The 16,345-nt window shown below is 69.5% G+C and carries 10 protein-coding genes; 8 read left to right on the plus strand and 2 right to left on the minus strand.

Annotated features, from left to right (window positions below; translation table 11 throughout):
- The first annotated feature begins 406 nt into the window (after positions 1-406).
- A complete protein-coding gene (locus M3M27_RS12245; RefSeq protein WP_434025806.1) occupies positions 407-1,723 on the plus strand; it encodes a hemolysin family protein in 1,317 nt (438 codons plus the stop codon).
- Positions 1,724-1,898: 175 nt separating this feature from the next.
- On the opposite strand, the gene M3M27_RS12250 is transcribed toward M3M27_RS12245, so the two are convergent.
- The gene (locus M3M27_RS12250) at positions 1,899-2,834 is read right to left on the minus strand and encodes a CAP domain-containing protein (RefSeq protein WP_434025807.1); all 936 of its coding nucleotides are present in this window, start codon (positions 2,832-2,834) and stop codon (positions 1,899-1,901) included.
- A 131-nt stretch (positions 2,835-2,965) separates the two neighbouring features.
- On the opposite strand from M3M27_RS12250, the gene purB reads away from it, so the two are divergent.
- From purB to M3M27_RS12285, 7 genes are all read left to right on the plus strand, one after another.
- Positions 2,966-4,333, plus strand: coding sequence for an adenylosuccinate lyase (gene purB / locus M3M27_RS12255; RefSeq protein ID WP_140720335.1), 1,368 nt, complete (start codon positions 2,966-2,968; stop codon positions 4,331-4,333).
- A 29-nt stretch (positions 4,334-4,362) separates the two neighbouring features.
- Positions 4,363-4,818: a VOC family protein gene (locus tag M3M27_RS12260; protein WP_434025808.1), complete on the plus strand. Its 456-nt coding sequence runs from the start codon at positions 4,363-4,365 to the stop codon at positions 4,816-4,818.
- Between the two features lie 86 nt (positions 4,819-4,904).
- On the plus strand, positions 4,905-6,125 hold the full coding sequence (locus M3M27_RS12265) for a JmjC domain-containing protein (RefSeq protein WP_434025809.1): 1,221 nt from the start codon (positions 4,905-4,907) through the stop codon (positions 6,123-6,125).
- 391 nt (positions 6,126-6,516) lie between these two features.
- Complete coding sequence (locus M3M27_RS12270) at positions 6,517-9,348, plus strand: 2-oxoglutarate dehydrogenase E1 component (protein ID WP_140720330.1); 2,832 nt, start codon at positions 6,517-6,519, stop codon at positions 9,346-9,348.
- A 52-nt stretch (positions 9,349-9,400) separates the two neighbouring features.
- Positions 9,401-10,615 carry a dihydrolipoyllysine-residue succinyltransferase gene (gene sucB / locus M3M27_RS12275; protein WP_140720328.1) on the plus strand — a complete coding sequence of 405 codons (1,215 nt, stop codon included), beginning with the start codon at positions 9,401-9,403 and terminating at the stop codon, positions 10,613-10,615.
- 104 nt (positions 10,616-10,719) lie between these two features.
- On the plus strand, positions 10,720-12,162 hold the full coding sequence (gene lpdA, locus M3M27_RS12280) for a dihydrolipoyl dehydrogenase (protein WP_434025810.1): 1,443 nt from the start codon (positions 10,720-10,722) through the stop codon (positions 12,160-12,162).
- 135 nt (positions 12,163-12,297) lie between these two features.
- The gene (locus M3M27_RS12285) at positions 12,298-12,891 is read left to right on the plus strand and encodes a TIGR00730 family Rossman fold protein (protein ID WP_434025811.1); all 594 of its coding nucleotides are present in this window, start codon (positions 12,298-12,300) and stop codon (positions 12,889-12,891) included.
- 621 nt (positions 12,892-13,512) lie between these two features.
- Here the strand turns inward: M3M27_RS12285 and M3M27_RS12290 are convergent.
- Positions 13,513-16,296 (minus strand): bifunctional diguanylate cyclase/phosphodiesterase, encoded by a 2,784-nt coding sequence (locus M3M27_RS12290; RefSeq protein ID WP_434028016.1) that lies wholly within the window; start codon positions 16,294-16,296, stop codon positions 13,513-13,515.
- Positions 16,297-16,345: the final 49 nt, after the last annotated feature.

Consider the following 16,345-nt stretch of genomic DNA (forward strand, 5'->3'; position numbering starts at 1 on the left):
CGTGTCGTCATGTCCGAGCAGGTCGCGCCGTCGCTGCGCGTGCTCGGGGCAAGGAAGAGCGAGGAAGTGGACGTCCGTCCACGCCCGAGCGATGACGCAGTCCCGGGTGCGCGCAGCGGCTGCCCCGTGGGTTGGGCCTGGAAAGCCGCCATCCGGCGCCGCGCGGCTTGACCTGACGGCCAGTCAGGCGCCGCGCCATGCAACACCGGCTGACGGCTTTCCAGACCCAACGCGGCCTACTCGGGACATGACGACACGCCCTACAATCGGGATTCCGCACGATTCCATCCCCTTGCATGGACGACGACCCCGACAGTCGATACCGACGACGCAACTCCTCCCGCTTCCGCCCTCGCACCGCTTGCGACGCGCCCCTCGGAACCGCCCCGGCACGAGGTGACGCGCGATGATCGGCAACCTGCTTCTCCTGCTGCTGGCCCTGCTGCTGGTGGCGCTCAACGGCTTCTTCGTCGCCGCCGAATTCGCCCTGGTCAAACTGCGCCATACCCAGGCCGTCGGCCTGGCGCGCGACCAGGGCTGGCGCGGCCGCCTGCTGCTCAGCGTGCACGGCCACCTGGACGCCTACCTATCGGCCTGCCAGCTCGGCATCACGCTCGCTTCGCTCGGCCTGGGCTGGGTCGGCGAGCCCGCCTTCGCCCACCTGCTGCAACCGCTGTTCGACGCGATCGGGCTGGCGCCGGAAACCGCGAGCATGGTCGCCTTCGTGGTCGCCTTCGGCACGATCTCGTTCCTGCACATCGTGCTCGGCGAACTGGCGCCCAAGTCGATGGCGATCCGCCGCCCCGACCAGATGTCGCTGTGGACCGCGGCGCCGCTGTACCTGTTCTACTGGCTGATGTACCCGGCGATCCGGCTGCTCAATGCCAGCGCAAACGGGTTGCTGCGCGCGCTCGGCTGGGAACGGCCCGGCCACCAATCGCACCGCTACAGCCGCGAGGAACTCAAGCTGATCGTCGGCCGCCAGCAGCCGGACCAGCCGCACGACGACGGCCTGTCGCTGATGAGCTCGGCGCTGGAACTGCCCGACCTGGTCGCCGGCGACCTGATGCGCAGCCGCGACCACCTGCGCGCGTTGCGCGAAGGCATGGACTTGCCGCAGGTGCTGGCCGAGTTCGCCGAATCCCGCTACAGCCGTTATCCGTGGTTCGCGCGCGACGGCGAGGACGTGCTCGGCGTGCTGCACACCAAGGACCTGCTGGTGGCGATGGCGGCCGGCAATCAAGCGCCGGAACCGGCCGGCCTGCTGCGCGCACCCACGCTGGTGCCCGTGCAGGCGCCGGTGCCGCAGGTGCTGGAACGCTTCCGTAGCGGCGCCACGCATCTGGCGCTGTGCACCGACGAGCATGGCCGGGTGATGGGTTTCTTCACCCTGGAAGACCTGCTGGAAGTGGTGGTCGGCGAGATCGAGGACGAGCACCTGCACGCCAGCACCGACGCCCCGACCCGCACCGGCGACGGCTCGTTGCGGGTGGCCGGCAGCATTTCGCTGTTCCGGCTGGAGCGGCTGCTCGGCCAGGACATCGCGGCGCCTGACCACATCAACTCGGTCGGCGGCTTGATCGTGCACACCCTGCAGCGCCTGCCCGAGCAGGACGAGAGCGTGGAACTGGACGGCCTGCGGCTGACCGTGCGCCGGCTGGCCGGGCACCGCATCCAGGCCGTGGACGTGGCCCGGCAGGCAGCGTTGGACCTCGCCGAGTAGCGGCACCGTCGTGCCGGAAGGCCGCTCGGCAAGACGCGGTTCTTCCGGCTCGCGTTTTTCGCCATCGGCATACCCACCGTCGTCCCCGCGCAGGCGGGGACGACGAAGTTGGAGATTGCCCGAACCGATGCCGGCCCGGTCCGGCCCGATCGAAACCGCCGCTTCCGCACGCCCCTTACGGCACGACCCGGAACCCGTAGCGGAATTCGCGCAGCTCACCGGCCACGCCCACCCCATCGACCACCACGTCGTAACGGATACCCGGGCGCAGCCCGGCCACGCGGAACTGCAGGTTGTTCGGCAGGCCGTAGTACTCGTTGTCGTAGCGCAGGGCCAGCAGCGGCAGCACGTTGCCGTCCGGATCGCGCACCTGCACCCGGGCCTGCCGGTAGTCCACCTCGTGGTTGGCGCCGCCGGGACGGCTGGGATCGACCAGCAGCGAGAACGAGAGCCAGGCGTTCGGATCGAAGTAGCGCCCCGGGTAATCGCCGACCGGCCAGGCCACCACCTCGCCGCCCCCGCGCAGCGGTTCGGCATTGGAGCCGCGTTCCAGTCGCAGCGCCGCCGCTCCACTCTGCATGCCGTTGGCGAGCGGCCCGGCCACCCAGGCGAAGGCGACCTCGCGCAGGAACGGATCGAGCAGCCAGCGCCGGTGGCCCAGTCCGTCGGCGACCAGGTTGTTGGTATCGCTCAGCCAGCGGGCGACGATGTCGTCCGCGCTCCCCATCGCCGGCAGCGGGGACACGGCGCCGCCGTAGAGCAGGCTGGTACGCGCGCCCTGCTGGGCCAGCGGCGATGCGCAGCGCCAGTCCGGCGCGGGCATGTGGCTGAGGGCGCCATTGGCGGCCATCACCAGGGCCGCGGCGTCGGCCTGGGCCTGCAGCTGGGGCGCATAGGCCACCGGGGCCAGGCCGTGCAGGGTGCGCAGCTGGTTGACCAGGTCCAGCACCCGCTGCAGGGTCGCCTCGCTCAGCCGGCCGGGCTCGCAGGTGGGGATATCGGGACGGACCTGGTATGGCAGGGCGATCGCCGCCGGTACGGCGGCCTGGAGCGGGGAAATCAGGAACGACGCGGACAGCAACGGCAAACGGACGAATACGTGGCGGTACATGGAAGGACATGGAGGGGAATGCGGGCACCACGCACGACGGGCGCCGCGCCATGCCGGTATCCGCCGGCACGGCCGCCGCCCGCGCCGGGCGGCGTAGAATACGCGCCCCGCCCGTTTCCAGCTCCTGCCCCATGTCGGATTCCGCCCTGCTCGCCCTGTCCCCGCTCGACGGCCGCTACGCCACCAAGGTCGACGCCCTGCGCCCGATCTTTTCCGAGTACGGCCTGATCCGCGCCCGCGTGAAGGTCGAGATCGAATGGCTGCTGGCGCTGGCCGCCGAGCCCGGCATCGCCGAGCTGAAGGACTTCAGCGAGGCCGGCAAGGCCAGGCTGCGCGCCCTGGCCTCCGGCTTTTCCGTCGAGCACGCCGCCCGCGTGAAGCAGATCGAGCGCACCACCAACCACGACGTCAAGGCGGTGGAGTACTTCATCAAGGAGCAGCTCAAGGACGATGCCGAGCTCGGCCCGGCGCTGGAGTTCGTGCACTTCGCCTGCACCAGCGAGGACATCAACAACCTGTCCTACGGGCTGATGCTGGACCAGGCCCGCCGCGAGGTGCTGGTGCCGGCGCTGCAAGGCATCGCCGCCTCGCTGCGCGCCCTCGCCCACGCCCAGGCCGGCCAGCCGATGCTCTCGCGCACCCACGGCCAGACCGCCTCGCCGACCACGCTCGGCAAGGAGATCGCCAACGTCGTGGCGCGCCTGGAACGCCAGGTCGGGCAGATCGGCGCGGTCGAGCTGACCGGCAAGATCAACGGCGCGGTCGGCAACTACAACGCGCACGTCGCCAGCTACCCGGACGTGGACTGGCCGGCCTTCGCGCAGCGCTTCGTCGAAGGCCTGGGCCTGGTGTTCAACCCGTACACCACCCAGATCGAGCCGCACGACAACGTCGCCGAGATCGGCGACGCGACCCGCCGCGCCAACACCATCCTGGTCGACCTGGCGCGCGACATCTGGGGCTACATCTCGCTGGGCTACTTCAAGCAGAAGCTCAAGGAAGGCGAAGTCGGCTCCTCGACCATGCCGCACAAGGTCAACCCGATCGACTTCGAGAACGCCGAGGGCAACTTCGGCCTGGCCAACGCCCTGTTCGAGCATTTCTCGGCCAAGCTGCCGATCAGCCGCTGGCAGCGCGACCTCACCGACTCGACCGTGCTGCGCGCGCTCGGCACCGCGTTCGGCCACACCCAGGTGGCGCTGGAATCGCTGGCCAAGGGCCTGGGCAAGCTGGAAGTGAACCCGCAGCGCCTGGACGCCGACCTCGACGCCGCCTGGGAAGTGCTGGCCGAGGCGGTGCAGACCGTCATGCGCCGCCACGGCCTGCCCAATCCGTACGAACAGCTCAAGGCCCTGACCCGCGGCCAGGGCATCACCGCCGAATCGATGCGCGCCTTCGTCGAGTCGCTGGAACTGCCCGCGGCCGACAAGCAGCGCCTGCGCGAACTGACGCCCGGCGCCTACACCGGCCTGGCCGAGCGACTGGCGCGCGCGATCTGATCCACGGCATGGTCCGCCCCGCGCGGGCCATGCCGTTTCCCGGGCACGCTGGTCCCGGCCACGACCGCGAGGAAGCGAAGATGCAGTTGCTGGTCAACCTCGACGTCCCCGACCTGGCCCGGGCCGAAGCCGTCTATCGGCAAGCCTTCGGCCTGGCCACCGGCCGCCGCCTCGGGAGCGGGTGCCTGGAACTGCTCGGCGCCGCCGTGCCGGTCTACCTGCTGGAGCAGCCGCCCGGCACCATCGCCGCCATGGACCGGCCGCGCGACTACGCCCGCCACTGGACGCCGCTGCATCTGGACGTGGTCGTGGACGATCTCGACGCCGCCCTGGACCGCGCGCTACGCGCCGGTTTCATCCAGGAAGGCGGCATCCGCGAGGCGGCCTGGGGCCGGCTCGTGCGGCTCGCCGATCCGTTCGGCCACGGCTGGTGCCTGCTGCAGTTCCTTGGCCGCGGCTACGACGAGATCGCCGATCCCGCCTGACGGCGGCGCCCACGGCGCAAGCCAGGCCGCCTCGTGCTGGGCGACAATGGCGCCCCATGGCGCCGCGCGCCTTCCGCGACCTTGCAATGAAGAAGACTTCCAATCCCCTGCCCTTCGAAATCCAGGCCACCCGCCAGCACCCGCTGGGCATGCCCGCCGAGCGCTTCCTGCGCGACTACTGGCACAAGCGGCCGCTGCTGGTCCGCAATGCCTTCCCGGATTTCCGGACCCCGGTGACGCCCGAGGACCTGGCCGGCCTGGCCTGCGAGGACGGCGTGCTCGCCCGCCTGATCCGCCACGACCGGGGCAGCGACGACTGGAGCGTGCGCAGCGGCCCGTTCCAGGAAGAGGATTTCCCGGGCCTGCCCGACCACGACTGGACCCTGCTGGTGCAGGACGTCGACAAGTGGGACCCGGACGTGCGCGCCCTGCTGGAGCAGTTCCGCTTCCTGCCGCGCTGGCGCATCGACGACGTCATGATCAGCTTCGCCGCCACCGGCGGCTCGGTCGGCGCGCACGTGGACCACTACGACGTGTTCCTGCTGCAGACCCACGGCCACCGCCGCTGGCAGATCGACGCGAGCGCCGCGATGGGCCGCAAGGCGCCCGACCTGGCCTTCCGCGACGACGTGGACATCAAGCTGCTGCGCACGTTCCGCCCGACCCACGACTGGGTGCTGGCGCCCGGCGACATGCTCTACCTGCCGCCGCTGGTGCCGCACCACGGCGTCGCCGAGGATCCGTGCCTGACCTTCTCGATCGGCATGCGCGCGCCCTCGTCGGCGGAGCTGATCGGCGACTACCTGGACACCCTCGTCGCCGAAGCGGACGAGGCCGTCCGCTACCACGACGAGGACCTCGCCGTGCCGGCCGACCCCTGGGAAATCGACACCGCGGCGATGGGCCGGGCGATCGCGGCGCTCAATGCGCTGCGCATGAACGATCCGGACAAGCTCGGCGACTGGTTCGGCCGCTTCATCACCACCTACCGCGCCTCGGGCGAGGTGATGCCCGCGCCGGACGCGCCCGACCGCGCCGCGCTCGAGCGGGCCCTGGCCGAAGGCCTGTCGCTGCACCGCCATCCCTGGTCGCGCGTGGCCTGGCGCCGGGCCAAACGCGGGGCCACGCTGTTCTGCACGGGCCTGTCGTACCCGCTCACCGTCGCCGATGCGCAACTGCTGGCGGAGCGGGAGACCCTCGACGCGGGCGACTACGCGCGGCTCTCGGAGAAGGGCCGGGCCGCGCTCGCGGACCTGGTCGCGGCCGGGCACTACCAGCCCGCCGGCACCGAAGACGAGGCCGGTTGACCGTCGCCCGGATGCCGCCGCCGTTCCCGCGAAGCGCCTCCGCGGGAACGGCGCCGCTCGAGCCCGCTCGCCTGTCTGCCTCCTGACCGGGCGGATTACTACTTTGGTCCAACGCACCCGGATTCCGGCCGCATCCCGTGCAGGCCAGCGGCGCGACCCGGGCCGCCATCCGCTCCCGGCGAAGCGAAAAAAGCAGGGTTATCCGCGCGTTTCCCGCCGGCTGCGCCCGGTCTGGCCGCGCCTTCCACGATATCCGCGCCATATCGCCCCATACCTGTTCCACACATCTGCGCTGTAGATGCGGGGGTATACTTTTTCGGCTTCATCCAGGCCCGGCGCGTGCCGTACCGGGCGCAGACCGCATCCAAGCCATCCCACCCGACCTACGATCGTGGACAATCTACTAAAGCAGTTCGCGCAGTCTTCGCAGCTCGCCGGCGGCAATGCCGCCTATATCGAGGACCTCTACGAGCAGTACCTCGTCTCCCCCGACAGCATCGATCCCAAGTGGAAAGCCTACTTCGACGGTTTCAAGGGCCGCGAAGCCGGCGACATCCCGCACTCGGCGGTCGTCGCCCACATCGCCGAAGCGGCCAAGCAGGCCCTGAACGACGGCATCGGCGGGGGGAGCGGTCCGAGCGACGAACGCGAACGCAACGTCGGTCGCCTGATCACCGCCTACCGCTCGCGCGGCCACCTCGGCGCCCGCCTGGACCCCCTCGGCCTGACCCCGCCGCTCAACCCGCCGGACCTGGACCTGCCCTTCCATAACCTGTCGCAGTCGGACCTGGACACCGAGTTCAGCACCGGAGGCGTCGGCGGCCAGCCGCGCATGAAGCTGCGCGACCTGTTCGCGCGCCTGAAGAGCACCTACAACGGCAGCATCGGCTCGGAGTTCATGTACATCTCCGACGTCGAGCAGCGCCAGTGGATCTACCAGCGCCTGGAGCAGGACGGCGGCAGGTACAAGGCCAGCGCCGAGACCCGCAAGCGCATGCTCGAGCGGCTCACCGCCGCCGAGGGCCTGGAGCGCTACCTGCACACCAAGTACGTCGGCCAGAAGCGCTTCTCGCTGGAAGGCGGCGACTCGCTGATCCCGATGATGGACGTGCTGGTGCGCCGCGCCGGCGAGGAGCGCGTGCGCGACGTGGTGATCGGCATGGCCCACCGCGGCCGCCTGAACGTGCTGATCAACACGCTCGGCAAGAACCCGCGCAAGCTGTTCGACGAGTTCGAGGGCAAGTTCGAGCACGCCCACGACGACCGTGCCCACACCGGCGACGTGAAGTACCACATGGGCTTCTCCGCCGACGTGGCCACCCCGGGCGGCCCGCTGCACCTGGCGCTGGCGTTCAACCCCTCGCACCTGGAGATCGTCGACCCGGTCGTCGCCGGTTCGGTGCGCTCGCGCCAGGAGCGCTACGGCGACGCCGACCGCAGCCGCGTGCTGCCGATCCTGATCCACGGCGACGCCGCCCTGGCCGGCCAGGGCGTGGTGATGGAACTGCTGCAGATGTCGCAGGCGCGCGGTTTCGCCATCGGCGGCACCTTGCACATCGTGATCAACAACCAGGTCGGCTTCACCACCAGCCGCGTCGACGACGCGCGCTCGACCCTGTACTGCACCGACGTGGCCAAGATGGTCGAAGCGCCGGTGTTCCACGTCAACGGCGACGACCCGGACGCGGTGGCCTACGTCACCGAGCTGGCCTACGACTTCCGCCAGAAGTTCAAGAAGGACGTCTTCATCGACCTGGTCTGCTACCGCCGCTGGGGCCACAACGAGGCCGACGAGCCGGCGGTCACGCAGCCGGTGATGTACCAGATCATCCGCAAGCACCAGACCACCCGCGAGCTGTACGCGGCGCAGCTGGAGAAGGACGGCGTGATCCAGCCGGGCGAGGCCCAGGCGCTGGTCGATGCCTACCGCGGCAAGCTCGATTCGGGCGAGTACACCACCGAGCTGGCGCCGCGCCGCGAGGACGAGTTCGCGATCGACTGGTCCAAGTACCTGACCGGCAGCCTGAAGGACAAGATCGACACCGGCTACGACAAGTCCAAGCTGGTCAAGCTGGCCGAGGTCATCAACACGATCCCGGCCGGGATCGAGATGCACAACCGCGTCAAGAAGATCTACGAAGACCGCGCCAAGATGAGCACCGGCGACCTGCCGGCCGACTGGGGCTTCGCCGAGAACCTGGCCTACGCCACCCTGCTCGAGGAAGGCCACCGCCTGCGCCTGGTGGGCGAGGACGCCGGCCGCGGCACGTTCTTCCACCGCCACGCGATCATCCACGACCAGAAGACCGACGAGTACTACCTGCCGCTGCGCCAGCTGGTGCAGAACCCGGACGACGCCACCGTGATCGACTCGCTGCTCAGCGAGGAGGCGGTGATGGGCTTCGAGTACGGCTACTCGACCACCGACCCGAACACGCTGTGCATCTGGGAAGCGCAGTTCGGCGACTTCGCCAACGGCGCCCAGGTCGTGATCGACCAGTTCATCGCCGCCGGCGAGGCCAAGTGGAGCCGCCTCAGCGGCCTGGTGCTGCTGCTGCCGCACGGCTACGAAGGCCAGGGTCCGGAGCACAGCTCGGCGCGCCTGGAGCGCTTCCTGCAGCTGTGCGCGATGGAGAACATGCTGGTCTGCACCCCGACCACGCCGGCCCAGTGCTTCCACATGCTGCGCCGCCAGCTGTGCATGACCACCCGCAAGCCGCTGGTGGTGATGTCGCCCAAGTCGCTGCTGCGCCACAAGCTGGCCGTGTCCACCCTGGACGAGCTGGCCACCGGCGAATTCCAGCACATCATCGGCGACGCCGTGGCCGATCCGGCCAAGGTCAAGCGCGTGGTGGTCTGCTCGGGCAAGGTCTACTACGACCTGCTGGAAGACGCCCAGAAGCGCGGCCAGGACGACGTGGCGATCATCCGCGTGGAGCAGCTGTACCCGTTCCCGCGCGCCCTGCTCGCCGCCGAGCTGGCCAAGTACGGCAACGCCACCGACGTGGTGTGGGCGCAGGAAGAGCCCCAGAACCAGGGCGCCTGGTACCAGATCAAGCACCACCTGCAGGCCGTCCTGCCGAAGGGCCGCGAGCTGCACTACGCCGGCCGCGCGCGCTCGGCCTCCCCGGCCGCCGGCCACATGGCCGAGCACGTCGAGGAGCTCAAGCAGCTGCTGGCCGACGCGCTGGTCAATCCGTTCAACGACCAGGTCGCTGAATAAGAATCCCCCTTCACCTTTCCCAAGAAACAAGAAACCCTAGGACGCCCCGCAAATGGCCACCGAAGTCAAAGTCCCGGTACTGCCCGAATCCGTCTCCGACGCCACCATCGCCAGCTGGCACAAGAAGGCCGGCGAAGCGGTCAAGCGCGACGAGAACCTGGTCGACCTGGAGACCGACAAGGTCGTTCTGGAAGTCCCGTCGCCCGTCGACGGCGTGCTGAAGGAAATCAAGTTCGACACCGGCAGCACCGTGACCAGCAACACCGTGCTGGCGATCATCGAGGAAGGCGCCACTGCCGCCGCGGCCCCGGCCGCGCCGGCCGCCGAGGAGAAGAAGGCCGAGGCCCCGGCTCCTGCCGCGGCCCCCGCTCCGGCCAAGGCGGCCGCCGCCCCGGCCCCGGCCGCCAAGTCGGCCGCCGACGGCCTGCCGCCGGGCGCCCGCTTCACCGCGATCACCGAGGGCGTGGACCCGGCCGAGGTCGAAGGCACCGGCCGCCGCGGCGCGGTGACCAAGGAGGACATCGTCAACTACGCCCGCAACGGCGGGGCCGGCAAGGCCGCCGGCGCGCGCCCGGAAGAGCGCGTGCCGATGACCCGCATCCGCAAGCGCATCGCCGAGCGCCTGATGCAGTCGAAGAACTCGACCGCGATGCTGACCACCTTCAACGAGGTCAACCTCGCCAAGGTCTCGGCCGCGCGCAAGGAACTGCAGGAAGAGTTCCAGAAGGCGCACGGCATCAAGCTCGGCTTCATGAGCTTCTTCGTGAAGGCCGCCGCCAACGCCCTGCAGCGCTTCCCGCTGGTCAACGCCTCGATCGACGGCGACGACATCATCTACCACGGCTACAGCGACATCTCCATCGCCGTGTCGACCGACAAGGGCCTGGTGACGCCGGTGCTGCGCAACGTCGAGCGCATGTCCTTCGCCGACATCGAGAAGGGCATCGCCGACTACGCCAAGAAGGCGCGCGAAGGCAAGCTGAGCCTGGAGGAACTGCAGGGCGGCACCTTCACCGTCACCAACGGCGGCACCTTCGGCTCGCTGCTGTCGACCCCGATCGTCAACCCGCCGCAGAGCGCGATCCTGGGCATGCACGCGATCAAGGAGCGCCCGATCGCCGAGAACGGCCAGGTCGTGATCGCGCCGATGATGTACCTGGCGCTGTCCTACGACCACCGCATCATCGACGGCAAGGACTCGGTGCAGTTCCTGGTCGACATCAAGAACCAGCTGGAGAACCCGGGCCGGATGCTGTTCGGCCTGTGATAAAGCCGTGATTCGTGATTCGTGAATGGTGATTCGCAAAGGCGACGCCATTCCCGCTTCAACGAATCACGAATCAAGAATCACGAATCACGTGAGCCAATGAAATGAGCGAACAACAGCAATACGACGTCATCGTCATCGGTGCCGGCCCGGCCGGCTACCACGCCGCCATCCGCGCCGCCCAGCTGGGCATGAAGGTCGCCTGCGTCGACGCGGCGCTCGGCAAGGACGGCAAGCCCGCCCTCGGCGGTACCTGCCTGCGCGTGGGCTGCATCCCGTCCAAGGCGCTGCTGGATTCCTCGCGCCAGTATTGGAACATGGGCCACCTGTTCGGCGAGCACGGCATCACCTTCAAGGACGCCAAGATCGACGTGGCGGCGATGGTCGGCCGCAAGGACAAGATCGTGAAGCAGTTCACCGGCGGCATCGCGATGCTGTTCAAGGCGAACAAGGTCACGCCGTACTACGGCTTCGCCCAGCTGCAGCCGGGCAACGTGGTCAAGGTCAAGCAGCACGAAGGCGGCGAGATCGAGCTGAAGGCCGCCAACGTGATCCTGGCCGCCGGCTCGGATTCGATCGAGCTGCCGTTCGCCAAGTTCGACGGCGAGACCATCGTCGACAACGTCGGCGCGCTGGACTTCACCGAAGTGCCCAAGCGCCTGGCGGTGATCGGCGCCGGCGTGATCGGCCTGGAGCTGGGCAGCGTGTGGAAGCGCCTGGGCGCCGAGGTCACCATCCTCGAGGCGCTGCCGGACTTCCTGGCCGCCGCCGACGCCGAGGTCGCCAAGACCGCGGCCAAGGAGTTCAAGAAGCAGGGCCTGGACATCAAGCTGGGCGCCAAGGTCAGCAAGACCGAGGTCACCGGCAAGGGCGCCAACAAGGAAGTGGTCGTCACCTACGCCGACGCCGAGGGCGAGAAGACCCTGACCGTGGACAAGCTGCTGGTGGCCGTCGGCCGCCGCGCCGCCACCAAGGGCCTGCTGGCCGAAGGCACCGGCGTCAAGCTCAACGAGCGCGGCCAGATCGAGGTCGACGAGCACTGCCACACCGGCGTCGACGGGGTCTGGGCGATCGGCGACTGCGTGCGCGGCCCGATGCTGGCGCACAAGGGCTTCGAGGAAGGCATCGCCGTGGCCGAGCTGATCGCCGGCCTGCCTGGCCACGTCAACTTCGACACGATCCCGTGGGTGATCTACACCGAGCCGGAAATCGCCTGGGTCGGCAAGACCGAGCAGCAGCTCAAGGCCGAAGGCGTGCCGTACAAGGCCGGCAGCTTCCCGTTCGCGGCCGTCGGCCGTGCGGTGGCGATGGCCGAGCCGGCCGGCTTCGTGAAGGTGCTGGCGCATGCCGAGACCGACCGCGTGCTGGGCCTGCACCTGGTCGGCGTCAACGTCTCCGAGCTGGTGCACGAGGGCGTGCTGACGATGGAGTTCAGCGGCTCGGCCGACGACCTGGCACGCATCTGCCACGCCCACCCGACCCTGTCGGAGGCGATCCACGATGCCGCGATGGCGGTGTCCAAGCGCGCCATCCACAAGGCGAACTGAAGCCGGGATCCGTGTTTCGGGATTGGGGATTCGCCAGAGCCCCCATTCCCGGATCGCCCTCCCGGACTTCCCCGACGCCGGGCCCAGGCCCGGCGTCCGCTTTTACGAATCCCCTGTCCCCAACCCCGAATCCCGATGAAAAGCATCTGCGTCTACTGCGGCTCCAACGCCGGCAACAAGCCCATCTACGCCGAGCGAGCCATCGTGCTGGGCCAGCGCATCGCCCGCGACGGCCTGCGGCTGGTCTATGGCGGCGGCAACGTCGGCTTGATGGGGCTCGTCGCCAACGCGGTGCTCGAAGCCGGCGGCGAAGTCACCGGCGTGATCCCTCAGCAGCTCGCCGACTGGGAAGTCGCGCACCGCGGGCTGACCGAACTGCAGGTCGTCGGCTCGATGCACGAGCGCAAGATGCGCATGTTCGACCTGTCCGACGCGTTCGTCGCCCTGCCCGGCGGCTTCGGCACGATGGACGAGATGTTCGAGATGCTGACCTGGCGCCAGCTCGGCATCGGCAACAAGCCCTGCGCGTTCCTGGACGTGGAGGATTTCTACGCGCCGCTGATCGGCATGATCGACCGCATGGTCGAAGAACGCTTCCTGCATCCGGCGCAGCGCGCCGACCTCTGGCACGGCTCGGACATCGACGCGATGCTGGAATGGATGCGGGGGTACACGCCGGCGCAGGCCGAGAAGTGGATCGACGAGAAGCGCCAGAAAGCGCTCCGTTGAGCCAAGCGATACGATCCCGGCGCGTGGCGACGCGCCAACCCGTTCAGCGCCTCCCTGCCACTGCGGCGCGGATCGACGAGAAGCGCCAGAAAGCGCTCCGTTGAGCCAAGCGATACGATCCCGGCCCGTGGCGACGCGCCAACCCGTTCGGCGCCTCCCTGCCACTGCGGCGCGGATCGACGAGAAGCGCCAGAAAGCGCTCCGTTGAGCCAGGCGATACGATCCCGGCGCGTGGCGACGCGCCAACCCGTTCGGCGCCTCCCTGCCACTGCGGCGCGGATCGACGAGAAACGCCAGAAAGCGCCCCGTTGAGCCAGGCGGTACGATCCCGGCGCGTGGCGACGCGCCAACCCGTTCGGCGCCTCCCTGCCACTGCGGCGCGGATCGACGAGAAGCGCCAGAAAGCGCTCCGTTGAGCCAAGCGATACGATCCCGGCGCGTGGCGACGCGCCAACCCGTTCGGCGCTTCCCTGCCACTGCGGCGCGGATCGACGAGAAACGCCGCAAGGCGCTGCGCTGATCCCCGGGGGCGATGGCGATTGCGGGAGGGGCGTCCGGTCCCGGCGCCCTACTGGCAAGGCCCGCCGGGGCTGAAGCCCCTCCCACGAGGAATCCGGCCCGCTACGCCGGCGCGCCCACCATTTCCGGCGCCGGCACGCCCAGCAGGTAGCCCTGCCCGTAGTGGCACCCGAACTCGCGCAGCGTCTGCAGCTGGCGCACGGTCTCGATGCCCTCGCCGACCGTCTCGATCCCCAGCGTGGCCGCCAGCGCCAGGATGCTGCGCACCAGCGCCAGCGAATCCTGCCCCTCGTTCGCGTGCAGGTTCGCGACGAAGCTGCGATCGATCTTCAGCGCCGAGATCGGGAAGCGGTGCAGGTACGACAGCGCCGAGTAGCCGGTGCCGAAGTCGTCCAGCTGCACCAGCACGCCGCGCGCGCGCAGCTGGTTCAGCGTTTCCAGGATGCGCGGCGCATCCTCCAGCAAGGCCACCTCAGTGATCTCCAGGCGCAGCCGGGCGGGGTCGGCGCCCGCAGCGTCGACCAGCCCCAGCAGGCGCCCGACGAAATCCGAGGAACGGAAATGCAGCGGCGACACGTTGACCGAGATGTAGCCGGCGCGGGTACCGGCCAGGTGCTTGATCACCTGTTCGTACAACTGCCAGTCCACGTACTCGATCAGGCCGCTGTCCTCGCCCAGGTGGATGAAGGCGTCCGGTCGCAGCAGGCCGCGGCTCTCGTGGTTCCAGCGCAGCAGCGCCTCGTAGCCGACCACCCGGCCGTCGTCGAGGCGCACGATCGGCTGGTAATAGGGCTGGAAATCGTGGTTCTTCAGCGCGCGTCGGATATCGGCCTCGAGGTCCAGGCTGCGCATCGCCTCCTCGCGCATCGCCTCGTCGAACACGGCGAAGCGCTCGTGCGCCTGCAGCTTGGCGCGGTACATCGCCGCGTCTGCGTCGCGCAGCAGTTCCTCTCCGCTGCGGTAGTGGCTGTTCCAGAACGCGACGCCCACGCTGCCCGACGGGAACAGCTCGCGCCCGGCCACCCACATCGGCTGGCCGAGCACGTGGTTCAACCGGCGCGCCAGTTCGCTCGCCGCCTCGACGCCTTTCGGGCAGTCCATCAGGATCGCGAATTCGTCGCCGCCTAGCCGGGCCACCACGTCCTCGGCCCGCACCGTGGCGACGATGCGCTGGGCGACCTCCACCAGCATCTGGTCGCCGGCCACGTGCCCCACGCTGTCGTTGACCAGCTTGAAGCGGTCCAGGTCCAGGAACAGCACGGCGAAGGGAGCATCGCCCTCCGCGGCGCGGCTGATCGCGTCGTCCAGGCGCTCGAGCAGGTGGGCGCGATTGGGCAGGCCGGTCAACGCGTCGTGCAGGGCCTGGTGGGTCAGGCGCTGCTCGGCGCGGATGCGCTCGGCGATCTGGCCGATCAGTTGCTCGTTGAGCTGCGCCAGTTCGCGGGTACGCTCCTGCACGCGCAGCTCCAGCTCCGCATGCGCCTGGCGCAACCGGGCCTGGCTGCGCTGCCGGGCCAGGCCGTTGCCGATGTTGTTCGCCGCGAACGCGAGCAGCCGCTGGTCGTCCAGCGAGTAGCTCACCTCGTCGGAGTAGCTCTGCACCACCACCGCGCCGACGACCTCGTCATCGATGAACAACGGCACCCCCAGCCAGCTGGCCGCCTGCTGCCCGAACCCCGACACCTCGCCCGCGGCGGCCAGCGCGTCGATCTGCTCGCGGTCGGCCAGCAGCGCGCTGTGCTTGGCGATGACGTACTCGGTCAGGCCCTTGCTGAAACGGCGCGGCGGGCGCTCGCCGTTGTGCTCGTCCACCGAATAGGGAAACTCCAGGTGCTGGCCGCTCTCGTCGACCAGGGCGATGTAGAAGTTGCGCGCGTCCAGCAGGCCGCTGACCACGCCGTGGACCTCGGCGTAGAACTGCTCCTGGCTTTCCGAGGCCACCGCCAGCTCGGAGATGCGGAACAGCGCCATCTGCAGCGTCTCGGCGCGCTTGCGCTCGGCGATTTCCTCCTGCAGGTTGCGGTTGGCGCGTTGCAGTTCCGCGGTGCGTTCCTCGACCCGCTGCGCGAGCTGGGCCTGCGCCTGGTGCCGGTCCAGCGCGGTCTGCACGTGCTGGGCGACGAAGACCAGCAGGCTGCGGTCCTGCTCGGTGTAGGCGATCTGCTCGTCGTAGCTCTGCACGACGATCGCGCCGGATACATGGCCGTCACGCAGCATGGGCACGCCGAGCCAATCGTGGCTGTCCGGGCCGCGGTCGGCGTCGGCGGGCATGCCCAGCCCCTGCGCCAGGCGGTTCGACGGCCCCCACAGCGGGATGCCCTGCTCCAGCAGCGCGAACGTCAGGCTGCTCGGGAAATCCGCGTGCGTATAACGCTGGTGCGGATCCGGCGCGAAGCTGTCCTGGGTATCGGCGAAGTAGACGAACCGCATGCTCTCGTCGAACGGATCGTATTCGACGATGAAGAAGTTCTCGGCGTACATCAACGAGGCCACGACCCGGTGGATGCGTTGCAGCATCTGCGGAAGCTCGAGCTGCGCGCCGGACAGGTCGGCGATCTCGTACAACGCCTGCTGCAGGCGCTTGGATTTTTCCAGCTCGCTGACCTGCGACTCCAGGTGCGATCGCTCGTGCGCCGCCTCGGTGGCGGCCCGGATCGCCTCCAGCCAGCCCGGCGGCGGCCGCCCGTCGGGCAGCGCGCCGCACTCCCAGGCCACGGCGAAGAGCACGTCGCCCGCGTCCGAGCGCCAGGCATGCGCCGTGCGCGCGTCGGCCCCGGCATGTCCCGCCAGCACCTCGGCGAGCGCGCTGCGCAGCGAAGCGGACGCCGGATGGAAGCCAGCCTCGCTACGCCCGGAAGCGACCTCGTGCCAGGCCACCGCGACCATGCCATGGCCCGGCAACAGGCCCGCCAGCGCCCTGGCCACCCGTTGGCAG

The organism is Xanthomonas boreopolis (assembly GCF_046529185.1).
GTDB lineage: Bacteria > Pseudomonadota > Gammaproteobacteria > Xanthomonadales > Xanthomonadaceae > Pseudomonas_S > Pseudomonas_S boreopolis.